Raw genomic sequence first — 24,600 nt, 5'->3', positions numbered from 1 at the left:
GCCTCACCCTTGGGCAAGGCGCTGCAACTCGCGCCGGACCATGGCCACATAAGGCGGGGGGCCGAGGCGATATAATTCGCCTGCCACCCAGTTCAACCAGGCGCCTTGCAGTTCATCGCGCCTGGCCAGCAAACGCTCGGCCTCGGCCAGGGCATCCGCCTGGTGCTGCCGATGGAACTCGGCACGCGTGGCGGGCACCTCGTCACTGTGGGTCATTCACTGGCCTTGAAGGTGGTCAGCTCACCTTTGCGCCATTTGGCAACCTTTCCGGTCACCGCCTTGAGCAACTTGCCCAGGCCTTCCTGCACTTGCTGCTGCGCAGCGAACACCAGCATCACACCGTGGCCTTCACGGAACACGATGCCTTCGCCTTCGGGCACCGACACGAAGGCATAGTCGCCCACGCCATATACGTTCAGCTTGATTTCACGAAAGCGCATTTCCAGTTTGCCGCCTTCACGGCTGGGCAGTACCGCGGCGCGAAAGTGGTCGCCGACCTTCAGTTCCAAACGTTGCTTGTCATCGACGACCAAAGCGCTTTCGGTGTCGATTTCGGCCATGTACAGGCCTTCGGGACTCTGTTCGGTGACATAGACAAAGCGGCCCTGAAACAACTGGGCCAATTTACCGCGCAAGTCGCCCAGGGCGAACAAGGCATGGGTATCAAGAGTGCTGACTGCCAATGAAGTAATCCTCAACCGGTTACAACCCGCCCTCACCCAAAGCTCGGTGAGGCACGGTCATTTCTTATCGATAGGCGAAAGAATAATAAAGCGATATGCGAAATGTCTGTGCCCGCTGGCGCTGCAGCGTGCAGGAATCTTTACTCTGGCTTGCCAGATCTGGCCTCGAATACAGGCTTTCGGCATATTCCCAATTCGGGAAGCGTAATGTCTGACAACAAAACCGCCAGAAAAGATGCGGCAGGTGATGCCAGAGCGCACGTGAGAACGGGCCCTGCAATCCATCAGCGCATTACTGGGGGAAGAATATGCACGAAAACACCGAAATTCGTCGAGAGGTAAAGTACATTTCTTACAGGGAACGCCCTGAGCAACCCCGTTCACTCGCCGACAGCACTCACGGCGCTCAGGCAGCCAAGCCCTTCTTCAACTGCTGCTGCCAGGCCGCCTGGCACTCCAGCGCCTCTTCACGGGTGGCGAATGCGGTGCCACGGCGTTCGCCATTGACCAGCACTACCCAGCAGTTGCGCACACCCAGCGCCCGTAGTGCGGCAGGCACACCCGAACCAATCATCACGGCTACATCGACCCGGCTATTCATCATTCCCTCCGGAATTTAATTAGCACCCTAACGATAAAGTCATGATACGCCTGCTTATGGCGCGGAAACAGCGCATCCCGGTATAGCAGTGTTACGTAGGGGGCAACAAAACCGCCGCCGGCAAGAAACGCAAAAAGCCCCAGGGATCGCTCCGTGGGGCTTGGCACACCGCGCGCGGTTACACTTGGCGCTGGTGGCGGTCGAGCTGCTCGTGGCGCTCCTGGGCTTCGATGCAGTACTTGGTGGTCGGGCTGATCAGCAGACGCTTCAGGCCGATAGGCTCACCACTGTCATCGCACCAGCCGAAGCTTTCGTCGGCAATACGGTCCAGGGCCATTTCCAGCTGCGGCAGCAGGCGCTGGTCGCGGTCAATGGCGTTCACCAGCCAGCTACGCTCTTCTTCGACCGAAGCCACGTCGGCAGGGTCCGACGGGGTGTCCAGGCCTTCGATGGTGGCACGGCTCAGCTCGATGCGTTCATGGGTTTCGACTTTCATCGCCTGCAGCAGGCCAGCGAAGAAAGCCAGCTGGTCAGCGTTCATGTAGTCATCGGCCGACATGGCCAGCAACTGTTCCTTGGTCATCGATTTCTCTATGAAAAAATGTGCATTTGGGCGATTCCCGGTGCCGCCGACGCCTTGGCATCGGCAGCGGAATTCTTCAAGCGCCAACCGGCACTCTTTTACAGGGGGCGGCAGTCTAAGGCGCCGCGTCGCGTGGAGCAACTGCAATTGAGTGCGAATTTGCTTCCGGTGCCCACATTCCGCCAGTCGGCGCCCCCTGCTCTGGCTCTGGCTCTGGCTCTGGCTCTTGCTCTTGCTCTTGCTCTTGCTCTTGCTCTTGCTCTTGCTCTTGCTCTTGCTCTTGCTCTTGCTCTTGCTCTTGCTCTTGCTCTTGATCTTGATCTTCGCGACTTCAGGAGGCCGAGCAGAGGTCTTGCGGAGGGAGGTGACGGGCATGGATGCCCGTCAAGCGCTGAGGCCCCATGGATGGGGCCTGCAGCGCGTACTCCCGGGAGCAAGACCGGCGCGAGGGAACCCCGGAGCGCAGCGCAGGGGCCGGATGATGGGAGCGCAGCGTTTTTTGGTTACTTTTTGCCGCGTTTGGCAAAAAGTGACTCGCCGTAAGGGCGAAAAGGTGAGTATGCGTCGCCATCGCAAATGGACTGTTCGCCCTATCAAAACCGCCGCTTAAGCTTTTGGCTTTTTGTCTGTGGGCATTCACATCGAGTAGACATTCATTTGCAATGGTGGCGCCAAGTCACCTTTCCGCCCTTACGGCGGGTCCCTTTTTGTCGTGGCAAAAAGGAACCAAAAACCGTCGGCTCCCATCATCCGGCCCCTCCGCTTCGCTCCGGGGTCCCCTCGCTACGGGCCTGCTCCCGGGAGTACGCGCTGCAGGCCCCATCCATGGGGCCTCAGCGCTTGACGGGCATCCATGCCCGTCACCTCCCTCCGCAGTCCCTTCGTTCGGCCTCCTGAAGTCGCAATCGGCGGCGCCTGAACTACCGCGCGCTTAGAAGCCAAAGCCAAAGCCAAAGCCAAAGCCAAAGCCAAAGCCAAAGCCAGCAAGAGCCTGGCGGGCTGGGGTGGCTCGGATATAAAAAAACCCGCACTGTCGCCAGCGCGGGTTTTCGGTCAGACCGGAACGATCAACGCTCCAGCAGAATCCGCAGCATGCGGCGCAGCGGCTCGGCCGCGCCCCACAACAGCTGGTCACCAACGGTGAACGCGCCCAGGTACTGCGAACCCATGTTCAGCTTGCGCAGGCGGCCAACCGGAACGTTCAAGGTACCGGTAACCTTGGTCGGGCTCAGCTCCTGCATGCTGATTTCACGCTGGTTAGGCACCAGCTTCACCCAAGGGTTGTGCTGACTGATCATGCCTTCGATGTCGGCCAGCGGCACGTCCTTGTTCAGCTTGATGGTCAGCGCCTGGCTGTGGCAACGCATGGCGCCGATGCGCACGCAGATGCCATCGACCGGGATCGGGCTCTTGAAGCGGCCGAGGATCTTGTTGGTCTCGGCCTGGGCCTTCCACTCTTCACGACTCTGGCCGTTCGGCAGTTCCTTGTCGATCCACGGGATCAGGCTGCCAGCCAGCGGCACGCCGAAGTTTTCGGTCGGGAACGCTTCGCTGCGCATGGTCTCGGCAACCTTGCGGTCGATGTCGAGGATGGCGCTGGCCGGGTTGGCCAGGTCATCGGCAACGGCTGCATGGGTAGCACCCATCTGTTTGATCAGCTCGCGCATGTTCTGCGCGCCGGCACCCGAAGCCGCCTGGTAGGTCATAGCGCTCATCCACTCGACCAGGCCGGCTTCGAACAGGCCGCCCAGGCCCATCAGCATCAGGCTGACGGTGCAGTTGCCGCCGATGTAGTTCTTGGTACCCGCGTCCAGCTGCTGGTCGATGACCTTGCGGTTGACCGGGTCGAGGATGATCACCGCGTCATCCTGCATGCGCAGGGACGAGGCGGCATCGATCCAGTAACCCTGCCAGCCGGCTTCACGCAGCTTGGGGAAGACCTCGTTGGTGTAGTCGCCGCCCTGACAGGTCAGGATCACGTCGAGGGTCTTGAGCTCTTCAATCGAATAAGCGTCCTTGAGCGGAGCTGTATCCTTGCCCACGTTCGGGCCCTGGCCGCCAACATTGGAGGTGGTGAAGAACACCGGCTCGATGAGGTCGAAATCCTGCTCCTCCAGCATCCGCTGCATGAGCACGGAACCGACCATACCGCGCCAACCGATCAGACCTACACGTTTCATCGCAACTACACCTTTGCTAAAAGTGGGCCGCCACCGGGAATTTTGGGTGGCGGGCCAGAGAGATTACAGATTCCGCAGCGCTGCGACTACTGCGTCGCCCATTTCCTGCGTACCAACTTTGCGGCAGCCTTCCGAGAAGATGTCGCCGGTGCGCAGGCCCTGGTCCAGGACCAGGCTCACGGCCTTCTCGATCGCCTCGGCGGCAGCCGACTGATTGAAGCTGTAACGCAGCATCATCGATACCGACAGGATGGTCGCCAGCGGGTTGGCGATGCCAAGGCCTGCGATGTCCGGCGCCGAACCGTGGCACGGCTCGTACATGCCCTTGTTGTCGGCATCCAGCGACGCCGAAGGCAGCATGCCGATGGAACCGGTGAGCATGGAAGCTTCATCCGACAGAATGTCACCAAACATGTTGTCGGTCACCATCACATCAAACTGCTTGGGCGCGCGCACCAGTTGCATGGCGGCGTTGTCGACGTACATGTGGCTCAGTTCCACATCCGGGTAGTCCTTGGCCACATCCTCGACCACTTCACGCCACAGCTGGCTGGAAGCCAGGACGTTGGCCTTGTCCACCGAGCACAGCTTCTTGCCACGCACGCGGGCCATGTCGAAGCCGACACGGGCGATGCGGCGCACTTCGCTTTCGCTGTACGGCAGGGTGTCGTAGGCCTGGCGTTCGCCGCCTTCCAGCTCGCGCTGGCCGCGCGGGGCACCGAAATAGATACCGCCGGTCAACTCGCGGACGATGAGGATGTCCAGGCCGGAAACGATCTCGGGCTTGAGCGACGAGGCATCGGCCAGTTGCGGGTAGAGGATGGCCGGGCGCAGGTTGGCGAACAGGCCCAGTTGCGAACGGATTTTCAGCAGGCCGCGCTCGGGGCGGATGTCACGCTCGATCTTGTCCCACTTCGGCCCGCCAACGGCGCCCAGCAGCACGGCATCGGCCTTGCGCGCACGCTCCAGGGTCTCGTCGGCCAGCGGCACGCCGTGCTTGTCGATGGCGGCGCCACCGATCACATCGTGCTCCAGGTTGAAGCCGAGCTGGAACTTGTCGTTGGCCAGCTCCAGCACCTTGACCGCCTCGGCCATGATTTCCGGGCCGATACCGTCACCTGGGAGAATCAGAATCTGCTTGCTCATGCTTTCCTCTATCCATTCACGCGGTGCGGCCAAGCGGGCCCCACCGAAAAGTTCTTAACGCTCGGCCCACAACACCAGCACATCGGTGCTGAACGAACCATCGGCCTCGATCTGGTAATACTGCCGCACTTCTTCACCCATGGCTTGCTGCAATTGGCGAATTGCCACGCGCATCGGCTCGGGGGTGCGCATGCGCTCGACCCAGCTGGAAAACTCCAGGCGCAGCGGCTGGCGGGTGTGGCTGCGCACATGCAAACCAGCCTCGCTGACCTGGCGCTGCCATTCGGCGGCGGAATAATCGCGCACGTGGCTGGTGTCGCGCAGTACTTCGACTGTTTGCAGGTAGGTGTCGAGCAGCGGGCTGCCCGGCGACATCACATCGATGAACGCCGCCACGCCACCCGGCTTGAGCACCCGGCGCACTTCGCGCAGGGCCAGGCCCAGGTCGCTCCAGTGGTGGGCCGAGTAACGGCTGAAGACGAAGTCGAACGAGGCATCGGCGAACGGCAGGCGTTCGGCGGCACCGCGCTCGGTGGTGATATTGGCCAGGCCGCGCTCGGCGGCGGCACTGGCGACCACATCGAGCATGGCCTGCGAGAGGTCGTAGGCGACCACTTCGGCGACCAGCGGGGCGATGTGGAAGCTGACATGACCGGCACCGCAGCCCAGGTCCAGCACGCGGGCAGCGCCCTGCCCTGCCAGTTCGGCCTGCAGCAGGGCGAATTCACTGCCCTGGGCGTGCACGGCGCTGCTGAGGTAGGCGCTGGCCTGTTCGCCGAACTGGCGTTGGACCACATCGGTGTGTTGGGTGCTGGTCATGTCTCGATCCTGTTGGTTTCTTGCTGCCTGTACTGGCCCTTTCGCGGGTGAACCCGCTCCCACAGGTCCTCTACAGGTTTCGAATCCTGCGCCGTACCTGTGGGAGCGGGTTCACCCGCGAAGAGGCCGGTACTGTCACCTACATACTTCAGGCATCCCGGAACAGCCAAGGCTGCGCTGCACGGTGCTTGCCTTCGAAGGCCTTGATCGCGTCGCTGTCCTGCAAGGTCAGGCCGATGTCGTCCAGGCCGTTGAGCAGGCAGTGCTTGCGGAACGCATCGATCTCGAAGTGCAGTACCTTGCCATCCGGGCGGGTCACCGCCTGGGCCTGCAGGTCGATGACCAGCTGGTAGCCCGGGTTGGCTTCTACCTGCTTGAACAGCTCGTCGACTTCCTCATCGCTGAGGATGATCGGCAGCAAGCCGTTCTTGAAGCTGTTATTGAAGAAGATGTCGGCAAAGCTCGGCGCGATCACGCTGCGGAAACCGTACTCGTCCAGCGCCCACGGGGCATGCTCGCGGCTGGAGCCGCAACCGAAGTTCTCGCGCGCCAGCAACACGCTGGCACCTTGGTAGCGGTCGTGGTTGAGCACGAACTCCTTGTTCAGCGGGCGCTTGCTGTTGTCCTGGTAGGGCTGGCCCACATCCAGGTAACGCCACTCGTCGAACAGGTTGGGACCGAAGCCGGTGCGCTTGATCGACTTCAAGAACTGCTTGGGGATGATCTGGTCGGTGTCGACGTTGGCACGGTCCAACGGCGCGACGAGGCCAGTGTGCTGGGTAAAGGCTTTCATGCTGCGCTCCCTTGGATCAACTCGCGAACATCGATGAAGTGGCCGGTCACCGCGGCGGCGGCGGCCATGGCCGGGCTGACCAGGTGGGTACGGCCACCGGCACCCTGACGGCCTTCGAAGTTGCGGTTGGAGGTGGACGCGCAATGCTCGCCGCTCTCCAGGCGGTCCGGGTTCATCGCCAGGCACATCGAGCAGCCTGGTTCACGCCATTCGAAACCGGCTTCGAGGAAGATCTTGTCCAGGCCTTCACGCTCGGCCTGGGCCTTGACCAGGCCCGAGCCCGGTACCACCAGCGCCTGCTTGACGTTGGCAGCTACCTTGCGGCCCTTGGCGATTTCGGCGGCGGCGCGCAGGTCCTCGATGCGCGAGTTGGTGCACGAACCGATGAATACGCGGTCGAGCTTGATGTCGGTAATCGCCTGGTTGGCGGCGAGGCCCATGTACTTGAGGGCACGCTCGATCGAACCACGCTTGATCAGGTCTGGCTCGGCAGCCGGGTCCGGTACGCGCTGGTCGACGGCAAGGACCATCTCCGGCGAGGTGCCCCAGCTGACCTGCGGCTTGATTTGCGCAGCATCGAGCTCGACCACGGTGTCGAACACCGCGTCAGCGTCGGAAACCAGGCCTTTCCAAGCCTCCACCGCCTGCTTCCACTGCTCACCCTTCGGCGCGTACGGGCGGCCTTCGACATAGGCAACGGTGGTGTCGTCCACGGCCACCAGGCCTACGCGGGCACCGGCTTCGATGGACATGTTGCAGATGGTCATGCGGCCTTCCATCGACAATTCGCGGATGGCGCTGCCGGCAAATTCCATGGCGTGGCCGTTACCACCGGCGGTACCGATCTTGCCGATCACGGCCAGGACGATGTCCTTGGCAGTAACGCCGGCAGGCAACTGGCCTTCCACGCGCACCAGCATGTTCTTCATCTTCTTGGCGACCAGGCACTGGGTAGCGAGCACGTGCTCTACCTCGGAGGTGCCGATGCCGTGGGCCAAGGCACCGAATGCGCCGTGGGTGGAGGTGTGCGAGTCACCGCAGACCACGGTCATGCCAGGCAAGGTAGCACCCTGCTCCGGGCTGATGACGTGGACGATACCTTGACGCTCGTCATTCATCTTGAATTCGACGATGCCGTATTCGTCACAGTTCTCGTCGAGGGTCTGCACCTGCAGGCGCGACACCTGGTCGACGATGGCTTCGATACCGCCCTTGCGCTCTGGCGTGGTCGGCACGTTGTGGTCCGGCGTGGCGATGTTGGCGTCGATGCGCCAGGGTTTGCGGTTGGCCAGGCGCAGGCCTTCGAAGGCCTGGGGCGACGTCACTTCGTGGATGATGTGACGGTCGATGTAGATCAAGGACGAGCCGTCATCACGGCGCTTGACCTCATGGGCTTCCCAGAGTTTGTCGTAGAGCGTTTTGCCAGCCATCAGACTGTTCCTCATCAGCGTCTTTCTATGCCAAAGACCCCTTGGCTTGTACGGACGATGCTATGGCGATAGATTGAATAACTCAAATTCATAATTTTCATGCTTTGCATAACCATCAGGAATTCAAGCAATGGACCTGGCCAACCTCAGTGCTTTCATCGCCATCGCCGAAACCGGCAGCTTCTCCGGCGCCGGCGAGCGCCTGCACCTGACCCAGCCAGCCATCAGCAAGCGCATCGCCGGGCTGGAGCAGCAGCTGGATGTGCGCCTGTTCGACCGCCTGGGCCGTGAGGTGACCCTGACCGAAGCCGGGCGCGCCTTGTTGCCGCGGGCCTACCAGATTCTCAATGTGCTCGATGATACCCGCCGGGCGCTGACCAATCTGACCGGGGAAGTTAGCGGTCGCCTGACCCTGGCCACCAGCCACCACATTGGCCTGCACCGCCTGCCCCCGCTGCTGCGGGCCTTCACTCGTGAATACCCTGCAGTGGCACTGGATATTCAGTTCATGGATTCGGAGCAGGCCTACGACGAGATTCTGCATGGCCGCGCGGAGATTGCCGTCATCACCCTGGCGCCGGAGCCGCACCATCTGGTCAAGGCCGTGCCGGTATGGGACGACGCCCTGGACTTCGTCGCCGCACCCGAGCACCCACTGGCCAACAACCATGAGGTCAGCCTGGCCGACGTCGCCCGCCACCCGGCCGTGTTCCCCGGCGGCAACACCTTTACCCACCATATTGTCCAGCGCCTGTTCGAAAGCCAGGGCCTGACGCCGAACATCGCCATGAGTACCAACTATCTGGAAACCATCAAGATGATGGTGTCGATCGGCCTGGCCTGGAGCGTGCTGCCGCGCACCATGCTCGACGAACAGGTTGCACCCATCGCCTTGCCGGGCATACAGCTGTCGCGCCAGCTAGGCTACATCTTGCACACGGAGCGCACGCTGTCGAACGCGGCCAGGGCATTCATGGCCTTGCTCGACAGCCACGCGGGGCCCGCCTGACCGGTCGTAAGCCCGGTATTGCCATCTCCAAGGACGCGTCATACGCCAAAGGTCTGGTACCGATGCCCAAATCAGCGAATCGCTTTTTGCGCCTGCCGCGCATACCCGCGGCCGACCCTCAGGAGTCGGAACAGGCCTGGCAGAACGCCCCGCAACTGCTGGCCGCGCTCAACGGCGCCCGGCTGGGTGCCTGGCTATGGGATATCGAAAGCGGCCGGGTCAGCTGGTCACGGGGCACCCAGGCCCTGTTCGGCTTCGACCCGCAGCGCCCGCTCCCCGCCGATATCGACTACCTCGACCTGCTGCCCGAGGAAGACCGTGCGCGCACGCGCCAGGTGTTCCAGGCAGTGTTCAACGGCGAACCGGTGGAACAGGCCATGCGCCACCGTATCCGTTGGCCGGACGGCAGCCTGCACTGGCTGGAGATCAACGGCAGCCTGACCCACGACCTGCACGGCCGGCCACAGATGATCGGGGTGATCCGCGAAATCACCCGTCAGCGCGAGCGGGAAACGGCGCTGATCAATTCGGAAAAACGCTTCGCCACCCTGTTCCACCTCAGCCCCAACGCCATTTTGCTCACCCGCCGCCACGACGGCATGATCTTCGAGGTCAACCAGCACTTCGAAGACATGTTCGGCTGGCCCGGCAGCCAGGTGATCGGCAAGACCAGCCTGGAACTGGGCTTGTGGGTCAACCCCGAACAACGCCAGCAGATGCTGGAATCGACCCGCGCCAACAGTGGCCCGCTGATTCTCGAGGTGCAGTTCCGCGCCATCAGCGGCAAGGTGCATGACGGCATCCTCTGCACCCAGGGCATCGAGCTGGAAGGCGTGACCTTCCTGATCAGCACCTTCGTCGACACCACCGAACGCAAGCGCGCCGAGCAAGCCCTGAAGGACAGCCAGGAACGCCTGGACCTGGCCCTGGACTCGGCACAACTGGGCACCTGGGATTGGCACATCCCCAGCGGCATGCTCTACGGCTCGGCCCGCGCCGCGCAGTTGCACGGCCTGCCGCCCATCCCCTTTCACGAATCGTTCGACGCGTTTTTCGAGGGGGTACCGGAGCAGGAGCGCAACTCGATGCGCCAGGCCTATCGCAGCCTGCGCGAAGGGCCTGCCGGCAACTACCAGATCACCTACCGGGTACAACTGGAAAACGGCATCTCGCGCTACATCGAAAGCCGCGCCAGACTGTACCGCGACGAGCAGGGCAACCCGTTGCGCATGGCCGGCACTTTGCTCGACATCACCGACCAGGTGGAACGCGAACAGCGCCTGAGCGCCTCGGAAGAGAAGTTCGCCAGCCTGTTCCAGGTCAGCCCCGACCCGATCTGCGTCACCCGTCAGGACACTGGCCAGTTCATCGAGATCAACCCGGCGTTCACCCAGACCTTCGGCTGGGGCACCGACCAGGTGATCGGCCGCACCGCTGAGGAAATCGGCCTGTGGGCGGAGTCCATCGAACGCGCGCAACGCATCGAGCGGGTCATACGCGAGCAGGCACTGAGCAACGTCGCCGTGGTGGTCAACCACCGCAATGGCGCACCACTGACCTGCGTGATTTCCAGCCGCCTCATCACCGTCGATGACCAGCCCTGCAGCGTGACCACCCTGCGCGACATCACCCAGCAGCAGCGCGCCGAAGCGGCGCTCAAATCCAGCGAGGAAAAGTTCGCCAAGGCCTTCCACTCCAGCCCAGACGCCATCACCATCACCGAACGCCATAGCGGTCGCTACCTGGAAATCAACGACGGCTTCTGCCGCCTGACCGGCTACAGCGCCGCCGAGGTGGTCGGCCACACGGTGTACGAGATCGGCATCTGGGCCGACGACAAGCAGCGCAGCGCCCTGCTGGCCGAATTGCGCGAGCGTGGGCGGGTGCACCACCGCGAGATGCTCGGGCGCAACAAGCGCGGCGATATCCTTACCGTAGAGGTGTCGGTGGAGCCGATCACCCTCAACGAAGTGGACTGCCTGCTGCTGACCGCCCGCGATGTCAGCCAGCTGAAGAACGCCCAGGCACAGATACGTCACCTGGCCTACCACGACCCGCTGACCAACCTGCCCAACCGCGCCCTGCTGATGGACCGCCTGAGCCAGCAGATCGCCCTGCTCAGGCGCCACAACCTGCGCGGCGCCCTGTTGTTCCTCGACCTCGACCACTTCAAGCACATCAACGACTCGCTGGGCCACCCGGTGGGCGACACGGTGCTGAAGATCATCACGGCGCGGCTGGAAGCCAGTGTGCGCCTGGAAGACACCGTGGCGCGCCTGGGTGGCGACGAGTTCGTGGTATTGCTCAGCGGCCTTGAGGGCAGCCGCGAACTGGTCGAAGAGAAAGTCCGCGGGCTGGCCGACACCCTGCGCGAACTGCTGGCCGAGCCGATGTCGCTGGACGGCCAGCGCCTGCAGGTAACACCCAGCATCGGCGTAGCGCTGATCCCTGACCACGGCGCCACCCCGGCCGACCTGCTCAAGCGTGCCGATATCGCCCTGTATCGTGCCAAGGACTCCGGGCGCAACACTACCCAGCTGTTCCATACCACCATGCAGAAAGCTGCCAGCGAGCGCCTGCGCATGGAAAACGACCTGCGCCTGGCCCTGGCCCGCGGCGAACTGGCGCTGCACTTCCAGCCACAGGTGGATGCCCGTGACAACCGCATCGTCGGCGCCGAGGTACTGCTACGCTGGCACCATCCGCAACTGGGTCAGCAACCGCCCGCGCAATTCATACAGGTGCTGGAAGAAAGCGGCCTGATCCTGGAGGTTGGCAGCTGGATCCTCGATGAAGCGTGCGATGCCTGCGCGCGCATGCTCGCCGACGGGCTGATCGACGCCGCTGATTTCAGCCTGTGCGTGAACATCAGCCCACGACAGTTCCGCCAGAACGACTTTGTCGGGCGGGTGCTACGCAGCCTGGACGATTACCGCCTGCCACGGCACATGCTGAAGCTGGAGATTACCGAAGGCATCGTTATCCAGAACCTGGAAGACACCATCAGCAAGATGCGCGAGCTGAAGCGCTATGGGGTGAGCTTTGCAATGGATGACTTCGGCACCGGCTATTCCTCGCTGACCTACCTGAAACGCCTGCCGGTGGATGCGCTGAAGATCGACCAGACCTTCGTGCGCGATGCACCGGTTGACCCCAACGATGCCGAAATCGTCCGCGCCATCGTCGCCATGGCCCGCAGCCTGGACCTGGCGGTGATTGCCGAAGGGGTGGAGCTGACCGAGCAGCTGGAGTTCCTGGAACGGCTGGGGTGCCACCTGTACCAAGGGTACTTGCACAGCCGACCGCTGCCGTTGCCGGAGTTTCGGCAGATGTTGCTGGAGGCGCCGGCGGATTACTGAAACCGATGCGGATGCGACTCCTGTGGGAGCGGCCTTGCGTCGCGAAAGGGTCGCGCAGCGGCCCCAGGATCTCAGCCATCCTGCAGCGTTGCCGGGGCTGCTGCGCAGCCCTTTCGCGACGCAAGGCCGCTCCCACAAGGAAGCCGGCCTTCAGGCGATCACAATAAAAAGGGCACCCCTAAGGGTGCCCTTTTTCACATCTACACGATCAGTTCAGCGCTGGCTTGTCGCCGTTGATCGGAATGCGCTTGGCCTTGGCTTCTTCAGGCACGATGCGCAGCAGGTCGATGCTGAGCAGGCCATTGGCCAGACCGGCGGCCTTGACTTCGATATGGTCGGCCAGGCGGAACGACAACTTGAAGGCGCGCTGCGCGATACCCTGATGCAGGTAGGTCACTTCAGCAGTGCCATTGTCGCGTTTGCCACCAGTAACAGTCAGGACGCCTTTTTCAACCTGCAGGTCGAGGTCTTCTTCCTGGAAGCCGGCTGCGGCAACCACGATGCGGTAGTGGTCATCGCCATGTTTTTCCACGTTGTAGGGCGGGTAGCTGCTACCGGCCTCGTTACGTGCCGCGGATTCGAACAGGTCGTTGAAACGGTCGAAACCAACGGAATGGCGGAACAGTGGAGCGAGAGAGAAAGCAGTGGTCATGGTCATGAACTCCTGAGATTCAGCAAGTAAGTCATTACGCGACCCGACTTCGGCATCGCGTACTCAAGAGATATGGCCGAGGGAAATGCTTTCAAGGGGGGGAGTAGAAAAAATCCGATTTTTGTACTGGATTCAATGGCCCTTTCGCGGGTGAACCCGCTCCCACAGCATCACCCACAGGCCTTGAGCCCTGCGCAGTACCTGTGGGAGCGGGTTCACCCGCGAAGAGGCCAGATCAGGCAACACAAGCCTCAAGCGCCTGCACCTCAACCCCCAGCAACCGGCTGATCCGCGCACAATCATCCTCCCGCCGCAACTCGGCAAACAGCACAACCGCTTCGGGATAACTGCGGGTCAGCATTGCCAACCACTGCTTCATCCGCCCCGGCGCATAGCGCGGCGACAACTTGGCCTGGGCCTGACGCCAGAACTCGCGCAACAACGGCAGCAGGTCGTCCCAGCTCATCGGCTGATACTCCCGTCCGTCACGCGCCGCGGCAATCTGCAGCCCCAGGTCGGGGCGCGAGACCAGCCCGCGGCCCAGCATGATGTCTTCGGCGCCACTGACCTCACGACAACGCCGCCAGTCGTCCACGGTCCAGATCTCGCCATTGGCGAACACCGGTACCTTGACCACATCCTGCACCCGTGCCACCCACTCCCAGTGAGCCGGCGGCTTGTAGCCCTCGACCTTGGTCCGCGCATGTACCACCAGGTGCGCCGAGCCGCCTTCGGCCAGTGCCGTGGCACACTCCAGCGCGCCATCGGGGGTGTCGAAACCCAGGCGCATCTTCGAGGTGACCGGGATATCCGCCGGCACGGCACGGCGCACTTCACGCACAATGGCGTGCAGCAACTCCGGCTCCTTGAGCAGCACCGCTCCACCGCGTGACTTGTTGACGGTCTTGGCCGGGCAACCGAAGTTCAGGTCTATCACCGGTGCGCCCAGTTCGCAGGCCAGCGCGGCGTTTTCCGCCAGGCACACAGGGTCCGAACCCAACAGCTGCACGCGCATTGGCACCCCGGCGGCGGTCCGTGCGCCATTGCGCAACTCGGGTGCCAGCTTGTCGAACGAGGAAGGCGGCAGCAGGCGGTCGCACACGCGAATGAACTCGGTGACGCACCAGTCGATACCGCCCACGCGTGTCAGCACGTCGCGCAGGATGTTGTCGACCAGCCCCTCCATGGGGGCCAGGGCAATTTGCATGTCGGGGTCTCGGCGGAAAAAGCCGGCAGTCTAACAAAATTTGCCGGTGTTTCAGGCGCCGATCAGCGCCGGGCCGTAACCGTCGAGGAACTCCGCTGGCATGCGCCTGGGCTTGCCGCTGGACAGCTCGATGCAGGCAAAGGTGGTCTGGGCGCGCAGCAAGGTCACGCCGTCGCGCGGGCGCTTGAGCTGGAAACGCCGGGTCATGCGCAGGCGCTGGTCCCAATCGATGATCCAGGTGGCCAGCTGCAACTCGTCATCCTCATAGGCAGCGGCCAGGTAGTCGATTTCGTGGCGCACCACGGCCATGGCGCGGTCCAGCCGGCGATATTCGGCCAGGTCCAGGCCCAGGCGTTGGGAGTGGCGCCAGGCGCAGCGCTCCAGCCAGGTGACGTAGACCGCATTGTTGGCGTGGCCGAGGCCATCAATATCCTCGCTGCCGACGCGCAGATCGATGATGAAGGGTGTTGCCAGGTCCCAGCTCATGTTCGCTTCCTTGGAGCAAAAGTGGATTTAGCAGGGACCGCCGGGGGAAAGTCCAGCCCTTCTGCACTTGCCTGCGGGGCTACGCGGTCCCTGTAGGAGCGGCCTTGTGTCGCGATGGGCTGCGCAGCAGCCCCGGCAATCTGTGCCGGGACTGAGATTTTGGGGCCGCTGCGCGCCCCATCGCGACACAAGGCCGCTCCTACAGGGACCGCGTCAGCGCGGGCCAGCAGCTCCAGCACCGCTTCACTAAGGCGCGGGTCGGACAGCACCCGCTGGTGGCCACCCGCCTCCAGCAACATCAGGCGGCTGTCGAACCATGCCTTGTGGATTACCTGGGCCTCATCGGCTGCCACCAACGCATCATCGGCGGCATGCACCACCAGCCCAGGCAACTCCAGCTGGTAGCCAGTCACATCCAGTCGCGCAATCTGCATGCCCACATCCCGCTCCACCTGGCGAATGAACGCTGCCCGCGCCCGTGCCGGCAGCCCCAGACGATGGGCAAAGCCACGCAACACGCCCAACAATCGCGCCGGGGCAGCAATGCTCACCGCCGCCTCCGCGCGCAGGCCCATCTGCAAGGCCAGCAGCACGCTGGCGCCGCCCATGGAATGGCCAATCACCGCGCGCAGCGGAGGCAGCTCGGCGGCAGCCTCCAGCAGCGCTCGGGCAAACAGCACCACATTGGCCTGCTCGCCAGGCGAACGCCCATGCCCCGGGCCCTCCAGCGACACCACCGTATGCCCGGCCTGGACCAAGGTTTCGATCAACGCGGCAAACTGGGTCGGGCGCCCTTCCCAGCCGTGCATCAGCAGCACGGTCGGCCCCTTGCCCCAGCGCAGGGCCGACAAGCCGAAGCGCAGGGTGATGCGCTCGGCACTGGCCAGCACGGGCAATTCCCAATCCCGCGGCGGCAGATTGCGCGGGGTCATGAAGGCACGGCGCATCTTGCCCGCGACATGCTCAGGGGCCAGGCGGCCCAGGGTGCCATTGACACCACGAATCCAGCTCAGGGTAGTCATCGCCACGCTCCAGGGTCAAAGCACCGCCGATTTGGCGGCGCGCAGAATACGATCAGATAGTTCGCTGGTGCCCAGGGCACGGGCCAGCGCCAGGCCGCCAACCATCAGGGCCAGGTCGGCCAAGGCTTTGTCGGCGTCCTCGGGGCGGTCGACCATGGCGGCAGTCATCAACTCGATATGCTCGGCCAGCACCTCACGGAAGGCCTCGGGCAGGCGCTGCATCTCGCCCAGCGAGTTGGGCAGCGGGCAGGCGTGCACCTCGGCATCACGGTGCTTGCGCGACAGGTAGAAGGCGCTGGCCAGCGCGCGTCGCCCGGCGCCATCAAGGCTGGGGTCGATCTGCGCGAGCAAGGCGCGGCGCTCGCCCAGCAACTGGCAGAACGCTTCGAGCATCAGCTCGTCCTTGCTGTCGAAGTGGGCATAAAAGCCACCAACGGTCAGGCCTGCTGCGCCCATGACCTGGCTGACGCTGGGCTCGGCCGGGCCGTGCTGGATCAGCGCACTTCGTGCCGCCTCGAGAATGCGTTCGCGGGTTCTGCTCTTCTTGTCGCTCATCAGGCCACTCGCCGATCAAAATATGATGATCGAAATATTATTCTCATAATATTTTTTGGCAAGCGGAATCTGCAGCCGGCTGTCGGTCGCGAAGTTTTGAGCAGGGGAGAAAAACAAAAGGCCCATCCAATAATCGAATGAGCCTTCAAAGTCCCGCAAAACGCGGGTAAACGTGGCGTCCCCTAGGGGACTCGAACCCCTGTTACCGCCGTGAAAGGGCGGTGTCCTAGGCCACTAGACGAAGGGGACGTAACCTTCGCGAAGATTCAAGCGTGTGAACCCTGGCAGAAATGGTGGAGCTAAGCGGGATCGAACCGCTGACCTCCTGCATGCCATGCAGGCGCTCTCCCAGCTGAGCTATAGCCCCGAAACAAAAGGCTCATCAGTAATCGACGAGCCTTTAAAGCCCTGCAAAACGCAGGAAAAGTGGCGTCCCCTAGGGGACTCGAACCCCTGTTACCGCCGTGAAAGGGCGGTGTCCTAGGCCACTAGACGAAGGGGACGTAACCTTCGTGCCGATCCGCTTACGCGAACCGCGGCAGAATTGGTGGAGCTAAGCGGGATCGAACCGCTGACCTCCTGCATGCCATGCAGGCGCTCTCCCAGCTGAGCTATAGCCCCGGATTTCTAGCCTCTCGGCCCAGCGACATCCTGAAACATCGCTTGTGCAAAACTGGCGTCCCCTAGGGGACTCGAACCCCTGTTACCGCCGTGAAAGGGCGGTGTCCTAGGCCACTAGACGAAGGGGACGAACCTTCTTACCTTCAAGACCCGGTTGCTGGACCCGGTCTTGCTCGACAGGCTTGGCTGCCAAGCGGAATTTGGTGGAGCTAAGCGGGATCGAACCGCTGACCTCCTGCATGCCATGCAGGCGCTCTCCCAGCTGAGCTATAGCCCCACAATGTCGCTTTGAACCGAAGCGCTGGCTGGGTGCCTGGCGTTTCGTTTTCGTTCATCGCTGTGGACGGGGCGCATATTAAGATCGGATTGCAGGGCTGTCAAACTAATTTTTCAAAATATTCAAAAAAATTTTCACAGATAACAATCACTTACCGCCCTGCCCCTACCAAAAGCTGAACAGTGAGCCCTGTGGGAGCGGGTTTACCCGCGAAGGCGGCGGTGCATGCACCCTCGTATTCGCGGGTAAACCCGCTCCCACAGGTTCGGCGATGGCCTCAGGAGCGTTATCAGGCAATAGAAGCCAGCAGCTTTTCCCACTCCTTGTTTTCTTTCTTCGACACACCACCCAGCAGGTCCAGTGCCTGGCGCAGGCGGTAGCGGGTCAGGTCCGGGCCAAGGATTTCCATCGCATCCAGTACCGAAACCGAACTGGCCTGGCCGGTAATGGCGGCAAACATCAGCGGCATGGCGTCACGCAGCTTCAGCTCCAGCGCCTCGACCACCGCCTGGATGCAACCGGTAATGCGCTCTTTTTCCCACTGACGCAGGCTTTCGAGCTTCCACAGGATCAGCTGGATTACCTGGCGCACCTGGTCGGCCGACAGCTTCTTGCTTTCGAACAGCTTGGCGTCCAGCTTCAGCGCGCCCTCGAAGAAGAACCCGCCCAGCGGCGCAACCTGGCTGAAGGTTTCCACCCGGCCCTGCACGTGCGGGGCGATCTTCATCATGTAGTCGCTGTTGAACGCCCACTTCTGCAGGCGCGCGGCAAACTCCTCGACCGGCAGCTCGCGCAGCCACTGGCCGTTCAGCCAGGACAGCTTCTCGATGTCGAAGATCGGGCCACCCAGCGAGATACGCGACAGGTCGAAGTGCTCGACCATCTCGGCCAGCGAGAACTTCTCGCGCTCGTCCGGCATCGACCAGCCCATGCGCCCCAGGTAGTTGAGCATTGCCTCGGGCATGAAGCCCATACGCTCGTAGAACGTCACCGAGGTCGGGTTCTTGCGCTTGGACAGCTTGGACTTGTCCGGGTTACGCAGCAGCGGCATGTAGCACAACTTGGGCTGTTCCCAACCGAAGTATTCGTACAGCTTGATCAGCTTGGGTGCCGATGGCAGCCACTCTTCGCCACGCAGCACGTGAGTGATGCCCATCAGATGGTCGTCGACCACGTTGGCCAGGAAGTACGTCGGCAGGCCGTCGTTCTTCATCAGCACCTGCATGTCCATGCGGTCCCACGGGATTTCGACATCGCCACGCAGCATGTCCGGTACCACGCACACGCCTTCGCTCGGCACTTTCATACGGATCACGTGCGGCTCGCCAGCGTCCAGGCGGCGCTGCACTTCCTCGGCGCTCAGCAACAGCGCGCGGCCGTCGTAGCGCGGGGTTTCGCCACGGGCTTGCTGCTCGGCGCGCATCTGCTCCAGCTCTTCGGCGGTGCAGAAGCAGTAGAAGGCATGGCCGGCGTCGACCAGTTCCTTGGCGTATCTGGCGTAGATCTCGCCACGCTCGCTCTGCCGGTACGGGCCGTGCGGGCCGCCGACATCCGGGCCTTCGTTCCATTCGATGCCGAGCCAGCGCAGCGCATCGAAGATCTGCTGTTCCGACTCGCGCGTGGAGCGCAACTGGTCGGTGTCTTCGATGCGCAGGATGAACTCACCGCCGTGCTGCTTGGCAAAGCAGTAGTTGAACAGGGCGATGTAGGCGGTGCCAACATGGGGGTCGCCGGTAGGCGATGGCGCGATACGCGTGCGTACGGTGGTCATGGAGGGTCTCGAACGAAAGATGAAACAAAGGCGGGATGTTAGCAGGAGGCGGGCATCGGGCTCCAGCAATCCCATTGAGTGGGTGGTTGCCTGTACTGGCCTCTTCGCGGGTAAACCCGCTCCCACAAGTACTACACAACTAGCGAAAAATGCGTGATTCCTGTGGGAGCGGGTTTACCCGCGAAAAGGCCAGTACAGGTGACAAAGCAATCAGCTGGTAATCAACCGCTCACGCAGCTGGGCAATTTCGTCGCGCAGTTGCGCCGCGGCCTCGAACTCCAGGTCGCGGGCGAACTGCATCATCTTCTCTTCCAGCTGCTTGATGCGCTTGGTGATCTCGCCCGGCGTGCGTAGCTCGGCTTCGTAACGGGCGCTCTCCTCCGCCGCCTTGGCCATGCCCTTGCGCTTCTTGCTGCGCGAACCCGGCACGGTGGCGCCTTCCATGATATCGGTGATGTCCTTGACCACGCCCTTGGGCACGATGCCATTGGCCAGGTTGAAGGCGATCTGCTTCTCGCGACGACGCTCGGTCTCGTCGATGGCGCGCTGCATGGAACCGGTGATGTTATCGGCATACAGGATGGCCCGGCCATTGAGGTTACGCGCAGCACGGCCGATGGTCTGGATCAGTGAACGCTCGGAGCGCAGGAAACCTTCCTTGTCTGCATCGAGGATCGCCACCAGCGACACCTCGGGCATGTCCAGGCCCTCACGCAACAGGTTGATGCCCACCAGCACATCGAAAGTCCCCAGGCGCAGGTCGCGGATGATCTCCACCCGCTCGACGGTGTCGATGTCTGAGTGCAGGTAACGCACCCGCACATCGTGGTCGGCCAGGTAGTCGGTAAGGTCTTCGGCCATGCGCTTGGTCAGCGTGGTGGCCAACACCCGTTCGCCCTGCGCCACGCGCTTGCGGATTTCCGACAGCAGGTCATCCACCTGGGTAAGCGCCGGGCGCACTTCCACCTGTGGGTCGACCAGGCCGGTCGGGCGCACCACCTGCTCCACCACGCGCCCGGCATGCTCAGCCTCATAGGGACCCGGGGTGGCGGATACGAAGATGGTCTGCGGGCTGACATCTTCCCACTCGTCAAAACGCATCGGCCGGTTGTCCAGCGCCGAAGGCAGGCGGAAGCCATACTCGACCAGGGTTTCCTTGCGTGAGCGGTCGCCCTTGTACATGGCGCCGACTTGCGGAACGCTGACATGGGATTCGTCGATCACCAGCAGCGCATCGGCTGGCAGATAGTCGTACAGGGTGGGTGGTGGCGCCCCGGCCGGGCGGCCGGACAGGTAGCGCGAGTAGTTCTCGATGCCGTTGCAGTAACCCAGCTCCAGGATCATCTCCAGATCGAAGCGGGTGCGTTGCTCCAGGCGCTGGGCCTCGACCAGCTTGTTGGCCTTCTGCAGGTATTCCAGGCGGTCCTTGAGCTCTTCCTTGATCCCCTCCACGGCTTCCAGCAGGGTTTCGCGCGGGGTGACGTAGTGGCTCTTGGGGTAGAAGGTGAAACGCGGCAGCTTGCGGAAGACTTCGCCGGTCAGCGGGTCGAAGGCGGCGATGTTCTCGACCTCGTCATCGAACAGTTCGATGCGGATGGCCTCGAGGTCCGATTCGGCCGGGAAAATGTCGATCACATCGCCGCGTACGCGGAAGGTGGCGCGGGCGAAGTCCATCTCGTTGCGGGTGTATTGCAGGTCGGCCAGGCGGCGCAGCAGCGCGCGCTGGTCGAGCTTGTCGCCGCGGTCCACGTGCAGGACCATCTTCAGGTAAGTCTCGGGGCTACCCAGGCCGTAGATGCAAGACACCGTGGTGACGATGATCGCGTCACGCCGCTCGAGCAACGCCTTGGTCGCCGACAGGCGCATCTGCTCGATGTGGTCGTTGATCGAAGCGTCCTTCTCGATGAAGGTGTCGGACGACGGCACATAGGCTTCAGGCTGGTAGTAGTCGTAGTAGGAGACGAAATACTCCACCGCATTGTTGGGGAAGAACGCCTTGAACTCACCATACAGCTGCGCGGCCAGGGTCTTGTTCGGCGCCAGCACCAGTGTAGGCCGCTGCACCTGCTGGATGACGTTGGCGATGCTGAAGGTCTTGCCAGAACCGGTCACCCCGAGCAACGTCTGGTGCGACAGCCCCGCCTCGATGCCTTCGACCATCTGGCGGATGGCCTCGGGCTGGTCGCCGGCCGGCTGGAAACGGGTGACGAGCTGGAACTCGGACATGACGGACCTCGCGGTGTTGCAGCAACTGTAAATTTAGCCAGTAGTCTATACCCAAATACGCCCGCCGGGGGGCGCTTTCAAGGCACAGCTGTGAGCGCTTGTTACGGTGGACCCGGCAATTAGACCAATGGTCGAAAAATATTTGCGCAAATGACCGGAAAAGCGATGCCGGACTGTCGCGGTGACCGGTCGGTATCACTATACTGACTCCCCGTTTGTGCACCGCTTCAGTGCATTCGGGCTGGAGCGTGTATGTCCTATCACACTCCAATCAGAGCCAAGGTAACAATGAGCCTGTTTTCCGCTGTCGAGCTGGCACCCCGCGACCCTATTCTGGGCCTCAACGAAGCATTCAACGCCGACCCACGTACCGACAAGGTCAACCTGGGCGTGGGTGTGTACTGCAATGAGGAAGGCCGCATTCCGCTGCTGCGCGCCGTGATCGAAGCCGAGACCCAGCGTGCCGCCCAGCACGCCTCGCGCGGCTACCTGCCGATCGACGGCATCGCCACCTACGACCAGGCTGTACAAAAGCTGCTGTTCGGCGCCGAATCGCCACTGCTGGCCGCTGGCCGCGTGGTTACCGTGCAGGCCGTCGGCGGTACCGGCGCGCTGAAGATTGGTGCCGACTTCCTCAAGCGTGTGTCGCCGAACGCCGTGGTCGCCATCAGCGACCCGAGCTGGGAGAACCACCGCGCGCTGTTCGAATCGGCCGGCTTCCCGGTGCAGAACTACCGCTACTACGACGCGCCGACCAACGACGTCAACCGCGCTGGCATGCTCGAAGACCTGAACAACCTGCCGTCCGGTTCGATCGTGGTGCTGCACGCCTGCTGCCACAACCCGACCGGCGTCGACCTGAGCCTGGACGACTGGAAAAACGTCCTGGAAGTGGTCAAGGCCAAGGGCCACGTGCCGTTCCTCGACATGGCCTACCAGGGCTTCGGTGACGGCATCGCCGAAGACGCCTTCGCCGTGCGCCTGTTTGCCGAGTCGGGCCTGGAGTTCTTCGTGTCCAGCTCGTTCTCCAAGTCGTTCTCGCTGTACGGCGAGCGCGTCGGTGCGCTGTCGATCGTCACCGCCTCCAAGGACGAGAGCACCCGTGTGCTGTCGCAGGTCAAGCGCGTGATCCGCACCACCTACTCCAACCCGCCGACCCACGGTGCAACCATCGTTGCCACCGTACTGAACAGCGCCGAACTGCGCCAGATGTGGGAAACCGAGCTGGCCGAAATGCGCGAGCGCATCCACGGCATGCGCAAGCAGATGGTTTCGCTGCTGGCCGAATATGGCGCCAACCGCGACTTCAGCTTCGTTGGCCGCCAGGTCGGCATGTTCTCGTACTCGGGCCTGACCGTCGAACAGGTCGCCCGCCTGAAGAACGAGTTCGGCATCTACGCGCTGGATACCGGCCGCATCGCCGTGGCCGCGCTGAACCAGAGCAACATCCACGTGGTGACCAAAGCTATCGTTCAGGTGCTGTAACTCCTTGTTTTGCCTAGGGGTGGCTTGACTTCCCCTAGGCAATCAGTAAGATACGCACAGATTCCGCGATAGCTCAGTCGGTAGAGCAAATGACTGTTAATCATTGGGTCCCTGGTTCGAGTCCAGGTCGCGGAGCCAAACATTGAAAACCTCCAGTTGCGCAAGCACTGGAGGTTTTTTTGTTGCACTTATCCCCCTACCCCCTAATGCCAGCGCACGGCTGCTGTATCGTCTGAGATCATTCGACGAGTACAGAACACGCATGACAGCCTACGATTTCACCCAGAACGCTCAGCAAGCGGTAGCAATCGCCACCCACCAAGCCCTCCTGGCAAGCCGACAAGCAACGTTCGCCGTGGGTGGCGGGCTTGAGCCCATGGAGCCTGCGCATCAAAAGTGCAGACCCTCGCCTGCCTGGCATCGAACTGGCCGAGCCGTTGGTCGACACAGCTCTCGCAGCAGATAGATGTGACAACCCGGCTGGGGCTGGCTCAGCGCTCCGAGCCTGCTGCCGGATAGGGCACTGTGACGGCGCTGCCTTCATCCACCAGGCTCCAGACCAGCAACTTGGCTGACTGCGTCTGGCTGGCGTTGCGTGACACGCTGTGTATGGTACCCGGGGCCTCGTACCAGTATTCACCGGCCTTGTAGGTTTTCTCCGGCTCGTCATCGAGCTTCGATACCACTGCCCCTTCCAGCACGTAGGCCATCACTGCGCCCGGGTGTTGATGCGCGGGTGATGCCTGGCCGGGGGCGTAGTTGACGGTGAGCATCACGGCGTTCTTGCCGGGGGCGTTCGAGGGTTGTTGCTGCTGCAGGACCTTGACCTGGTCGGCAGCGTCGCCGTGCGCCCAGGCAGGGGTTTGGGCGGCGAGCAGGGCGAAAAGGATGATGCTCAGGGGTTTCATGGGGGGCTGCTCCTGGATGGCAATTGCCTGCAGGTTAGGCCTGGAGAGGCGAGCGGCAAATGGCCAATTCTGGGAAAAACCAAGAGGCCGATTATTGCCTGTGCCGGCCTCTTCGCGGGCTTGCCCGCTCCCACAGGTACGGCGCCGTTTTTGAAGCCCGTGGAGCAACCTGTGGGAGCGGGTTTACCCGCGAAGAGGCCAACACAGACAACGGAGGTTTCAGCTGCTACGCCCGATCGGGTAAAACTCTCCCTGGCTCCACACCCCAAGCCACTCTTCCCCTTCGATCTCACACGGCACCGCCAGCTCCACCAACTGGTAGAACACATTGCGATGAATCAGCGCCTCGAGGTTGCTGCGCATCAGCACATACGGCGATGGCTCCTGAGTGGCCGGGTCGATCACCACCCGCAGCGGGTTGGCCGGCCCGGCTTCGACCTGGTCCTCGACATTGCTGGTGAAGCGCAGCACCTGTTGTTCACCCTCACCTTCCACTTCCAGGGCCACTGCCACGAACGGCGCATCGTCGACGCGGATGCCCACCTTCTCTACCGGGGTAATCAGGAAGTAATCATCGCCATCGCGGCGGATGATGGTGGAAAACAGCCGCACCATCGGCTTGCGACCGATCGGCGTACCCAGGTAGTACCAGGTGCCATCGCGGGCGATGCGCATGTCGATGTCACCGCAGAAGTCCGGGTTCCACAGATGCACCGGCGGCAGGCCCTTGGCTTTGGGGATCTGCGCCAGAAGATCATTGGCCTTGCCGGAATCGCTCATCACGCTT

General features: G+C 62.6%; 20 protein-coding genes, 7 tRNA genes and 1 pseudogene. 4 read left to right on the top strand and 24 right to left on the bottom strand.

Annotated elements, in window-relative coordinates; translation table 11 throughout:
* Positions 1 to 3 precede the first annotated feature (3 nt).
* The 9 genes from JV551A3_RS10710 to leuC all read right to left on the bottom strand — a co-directional run bounded on the left by JV551A3_RS10710 (position 4) and on the right by leuC (position 8,235).
* Positions 4 to 216, bottom strand: a complete 213-nt coding sequence (locus tag JV551A3_RS10710) for a hypothetical protein (protein ID WP_112253274.1) — start codon at positions 214 to 216, stop codon at positions 4 to 6.
* Positions 213 to 683, bottom strand: a complete 471-nt coding sequence (locus tag JV551A3_RS10705) for a hypothetical protein (protein WP_003259020.1) — start codon at positions 681 to 683, stop codon at positions 213 to 215. Before JV551A3_RS10705 ends, JV551A3_RS10710 begins: the two co-directional genes overlap by 4 nt.
* Positions 684 to 1,089: 406 nt before the next feature.
* On the bottom strand, positions 1,090 to 1,284 hold the full coding sequence (locus tag JV551A3_RS10700; protein WP_112253275.1) for a hypothetical protein: 195 nt from the start codon (positions 1,282 to 1,284) through the stop codon (positions 1,090 to 1,092).
* 178 nt (positions 1,285 to 1,462) lie between these two features.
* Entirely contained in the window at positions 1,463 to 1,867 is a 405-nt protein-coding gene (locus JV551A3_RS10695; protein ID WP_003259022.1) for a TraR/DksA family transcriptional regulator, read from the bottom strand.
* Between the two features lie 1,067 nt (positions 1,868 to 2,934).
* Complete coding sequence (gene asd, locus JV551A3_RS10675) at positions 2,935 to 4,047, bottom strand: aspartate-semialdehyde dehydrogenase (protein WP_112253309.1); 1,113 nt, start codon at positions 4,045 to 4,047, stop codon at positions 2,935 to 2,937.
* Between the two features lie 63 nt (positions 4,048 to 4,110).
* On the bottom strand, positions 4,111 to 5,193 hold the full coding sequence (leuB, locus tag JV551A3_RS10670) for a 3-isopropylmalate dehydrogenase (protein WP_015269433.1): 1,083 nt from the start codon (positions 5,191 to 5,193) through the stop codon (positions 4,111 to 4,113).
* A gap of 54 nt (positions 5,194 to 5,247) precedes the next feature.
* Positions 5,248 to 6,012 carry a class I SAM-dependent methyltransferase gene (locus tag JV551A3_RS10665; RefSeq protein ID WP_112253311.1) on the bottom strand — a complete coding sequence of 255 codons (765 nt, stop codon included), beginning with the start codon at positions 6,010 to 6,012 and terminating at the stop codon, positions 5,248 to 5,250.
* Between the two features lie 148 nt (positions 6,013 to 6,160).
* Positions 6,161 to 6,805, bottom strand: coding sequence for a 3-isopropylmalate dehydratase small subunit (leuD, locus tag JV551A3_RS10660; RefSeq protein WP_112253313.1), 645 nt, complete (start codon positions 6,803 to 6,805; stop codon positions 6,161 to 6,163).
* Positions 6,802 to 8,235 carry a 3-isopropylmalate dehydratase large subunit gene (gene leuC / locus JV551A3_RS10655; RefSeq protein ID WP_013971600.1) on the bottom strand — a complete coding sequence of 478 codons (1,434 nt, stop codon included), beginning with the start codon at positions 8,233 to 8,235 and terminating at the stop codon, positions 6,802 to 6,804. Before leuC ends, leuD begins: the two co-directional genes overlap by 4 nt.
* 130 nt (positions 8,236 to 8,365) lie before the next feature.
* On the opposite strand from leuC, the gene JV551A3_RS10650 reads away from it, so the two are divergent.
* A complete protein-coding gene (locus JV551A3_RS10650) occupies positions 8,366 to 9,244 on the top strand; it encodes a LysR family transcriptional regulator (protein ID WP_112253314.1) in 879 nt (292 codons plus the stop codon).
* A 62-nt stretch (positions 9,245 to 9,306) separates the two neighbouring features.
* Positions 9,307 to 12,603, top strand: coding sequence for a PAS domain S-box protein (locus JV551A3_RS10645; protein WP_133970767.1), 3,297 nt, complete (start codon positions 9,307 to 9,309; stop codon positions 12,601 to 12,603).
* Positions 12,604 to 12,811: 208 nt separating this feature from the next.
* On the opposite strand, the gene JV551A3_RS10640 is transcribed toward JV551A3_RS10645, so the two are convergent.
* From JV551A3_RS10640 to uvrB, 13 genes and pseudogenes are all read right to left on the bottom strand, one after another.
* Positions 12,812 to 13,255, bottom strand: coding sequence for an Hsp20 family protein (locus JV551A3_RS10640; RefSeq protein ID WP_133970766.1), 444 nt, complete (start codon positions 13,253 to 13,255; stop codon positions 12,812 to 12,814).
* A gap of 235 nt (positions 13,256 to 13,490) precedes the next feature.
* Positions 13,491 to 14,462: a tRNA dihydrouridine synthase gene (locus JV551A3_RS10630; RefSeq protein WP_133970765.1), complete on the bottom strand. Its 972-nt coding sequence runs from the start codon at positions 14,460 to 14,462 to the stop codon at positions 13,491 to 13,493.
* A 51-nt stretch (positions 14,463 to 14,513) separates the two neighbouring features.
* Positions 14,514 to 14,948, bottom strand: a complete 435-nt coding sequence (locus JV551A3_RS10625; protein ID WP_112253317.1) for an acyl-CoA thioesterase — start codon at positions 14,946 to 14,948, stop codon at positions 14,514 to 14,516.
* Between the two features lie 194 nt (positions 14,949 to 15,142).
* Positions 15,143 to 15,970: pseudogene (locus tag JV551A3_RS10620) on the bottom strand (alpha/beta fold hydrolase); the annotation flags it as partial.
* 15 nt (positions 15,971 to 15,985) lie between these two features.
* Entirely contained in the window at positions 15,986 to 16,525 is a 540-nt protein-coding gene (locus JV551A3_RS10615; RefSeq protein WP_133970764.1) for a TetR/AcrR family transcriptional regulator, read from the bottom strand.
* Between the two features lie 173 nt (positions 16,526 to 16,698).
* Positions 16,699 to 16,774 (bottom strand) — tRNA-Glu (locus JV551A3_RS10610).
* A 42-nt stretch (positions 16,775 to 16,816) separates the two neighbouring features.
* Positions 16,817 to 16,892 (bottom strand) — tRNA-Ala (locus JV551A3_RS10605).
* Positions 16,893 to 16,952: 60 nt separating this feature from the next.
* A tRNA-Glu gene (locus tag JV551A3_RS10600) sits at positions 16,953 to 17,028 on the bottom strand.
* 42 nt (positions 17,029 to 17,070) lie between these two features.
* Positions 17,071 to 17,146 (bottom strand) — tRNA-Ala (locus JV551A3_RS10595).
* A gap of 53 nt (positions 17,147 to 17,199) precedes the next feature.
* A tRNA-Glu gene (locus JV551A3_RS10590) sits at positions 17,200 to 17,275 on the bottom strand.
* A gap of 72 nt (positions 17,276 to 17,347) precedes the next feature.
* A tRNA-Ala gene (locus JV551A3_RS10585) sits at positions 17,348 to 17,423 on the bottom strand.
* Positions 17,424 to 17,712: 289 nt separating this feature from the next.
* Complete coding sequence (gltX, locus tag JV551A3_RS10575; RefSeq protein WP_025338230.1) at positions 17,713 to 19,194, bottom strand: glutamate--tRNA ligase; 1,482 nt, start codon at positions 19,192 to 19,194, stop codon at positions 17,713 to 17,715.
* A 210-nt stretch (positions 19,195 to 19,404) separates the two neighbouring features.
* Positions 19,405 to 21,420, bottom strand: a complete 2,016-nt coding sequence (gene uvrB, locus JV551A3_RS10570; protein WP_133970759.1) for an excinuclease ABC subunit UvrB — start codon at positions 21,418 to 21,420, stop codon at positions 19,405 to 19,407.
* Between the two features lie 288 nt (positions 21,421 to 21,708).
* Here uvrB and JV551A3_RS10565 point away from each other — a divergent pair, with 288 nt between their 5' ends.
* Both JV551A3_RS10565 and JV551A3_RS10560 read left to right on the top strand, forming a co-directional pair.
* Positions 21,709 to 22,905, top strand: coding sequence for an amino acid aminotransferase (locus tag JV551A3_RS10565; RefSeq protein WP_075044142.1), 1,197 nt, complete (start codon positions 21,709 to 21,711; stop codon positions 22,903 to 22,905).
* A 62-nt stretch (positions 22,906 to 22,967) separates the two neighbouring features.
* A tRNA-Asn gene (locus JV551A3_RS10560) sits at positions 22,968 to 23,043 on the top strand.
* A 353-nt stretch (positions 23,044 to 23,396) separates the two neighbouring features.
* On the opposite strand, the gene JV551A3_RS10550 is transcribed toward JV551A3_RS10560, so the two are convergent.
* Both JV551A3_RS10550 and JV551A3_RS10545 read right to left on the bottom strand, forming a co-directional pair.
* Positions 23,397 to 23,813 (bottom strand): cupin domain-containing protein, encoded by a 417-nt coding sequence (locus JV551A3_RS10550; protein ID WP_133970757.1) that lies wholly within the window; start codon positions 23,811 to 23,813, stop codon positions 23,397 to 23,399.
* Between the two features lie 219 nt (positions 23,814 to 24,032).
* Positions 24,033 to 24,593: a DUF1285 domain-containing protein gene (locus tag JV551A3_RS10545; RefSeq protein WP_133970756.1), complete on the bottom strand. Its 561-nt coding sequence runs from the start codon at positions 24,591 to 24,593 to the stop codon at positions 24,033 to 24,035.
* Positions 24,594 to 24,600 lie beyond the last annotated feature (7 nt).

The sequence above is a fragment of the Pseudomonas inefficax genome (assembly GCF_900277125.1).
GTDB classification, from domain to species: Bacteria; Pseudomonadota; Gammaproteobacteria; order Pseudomonadales; family Pseudomonadaceae; genus Aquipseudomonas; species Aquipseudomonas inefficax.
The sequence above is the reverse complement of the archived record's forward strand: the minus strand, read 5'-3'. Positions and strand labels throughout refer to the sequence as shown.

Coding starts and splice junctions, on each gene's coding strand:
- JV551A3_RS10710 (WP_112253274.1), bottom strand. CDS start 216: ATGACCCACAGTGACGAGGTGCCCGCCACGCGTGCCGAGTTCCATCGG.
- JV551A3_RS10700 (WP_112253275.1), bottom strand. CDS start 1,284: ATGAATAGCCGGGTCGATGTAGCCGTGATGATTGGTTCGGGTGTGCCT.
- JV551A3_RS10695 (WP_003259022.1), bottom strand. CDS start 1,867: ATGACCAAGGAACAGTTGCTGGCCATGTCGGCCGATGACTACATGAAC.
- asd (WP_112253309.1), bottom strand. CDS start 4,047: ATGAAACGTGTAGGTCTGATCGGTTGGCGCGGTATGGTCGGTTCCGTG.
- leuB (WP_015269433.1), bottom strand. CDS start 5,193: ATGAGCAAGCAGATTCTGATTCTCCCAGGTGACGGTATCGGCCCGGAA.
- JV551A3_RS10665 (WP_112253311.1), bottom strand. CDS start 6,012: ATGACCAGCACCCAACACACCGATGTGGTCCAACGCCAGTTCGGCGAA.
- leuD (WP_112253313.1), bottom strand. CDS start 6,805: ATGAAAGCCTTTACCCAGCACACTGGCCTCGTCGCGCCGTTGGACCGT.
- leuC (WP_013971600.1), bottom strand. CDS start 8,235: ATGGCTGGCAAAACGCTCTACGACAAACTCTGGGAAGCCCATGAGGTC.
- JV551A3_RS10650 (WP_112253314.1), top strand. CDS start 8,366: ATGGACCTGGCCAACCTCAGTGCTTTCATCGCCATCGCCGAAACCGGC.
- JV551A3_RS10645 (WP_133970767.1), top strand. CDS start 9,307: ATGCCCAAATCAGCGAATCGCTTTTTGCGCCTGCCGCGCATACCCGCG.
- JV551A3_RS10640 (WP_133970766.1), bottom strand. CDS start 13,255: ATGACCACTGCTTTCTCTCTCGCTCCACTGTTCCGCCATTCCGTTGGT.
- JV551A3_RS10630 (WP_133970765.1), bottom strand. CDS start 14,462: ATGCAAATTGCCCTGGCCCCCATGGAGGGGCTGGTCGACAACATCCTG.
- JV551A3_RS10625 (WP_112253317.1), bottom strand. CDS start 14,948: ATGAGCTGGGACCTGGCAACACCCTTCATCATCGATCTGCGCGTCGGC.
- JV551A3_RS10615 (WP_133970764.1), bottom strand. CDS start 16,525: ATGAGCGACAAGAAGAGCAGAACCCGCGAACGCATTCTCGAGGCGGCA.
- gltX (WP_025338230.1), bottom strand. CDS start 19,194: ATGACCACCGTACGCACGCGTATCGCGCCATCGCCTACCGGCGACCCC.
- uvrB (WP_133970759.1), bottom strand. CDS start 21,420: ATGTCCGAGTTCCAGCTCGTCACCCGTTTCCAGCCGGCCGGCGACCAG.
- JV551A3_RS10565 (WP_075044142.1), top strand. CDS start 21,709: ATGAGCCTGTTTTCCGCTGTCGAGCTGGCACCCCGCGACCCTATTCTG.
- JV551A3_RS10550 (WP_133970757.1), bottom strand. CDS start 23,813: ATGAAACCCCTGAGCATCATCCTTTTCGCCCTGCTCGCCGCCCAAACC.
- JV551A3_RS10545 (WP_133970756.1), bottom strand. CDS start 24,593: ATGAGCGATTCCGGCAAGGCCAATGATCTTCTGGCGCAGATCCCCAAA.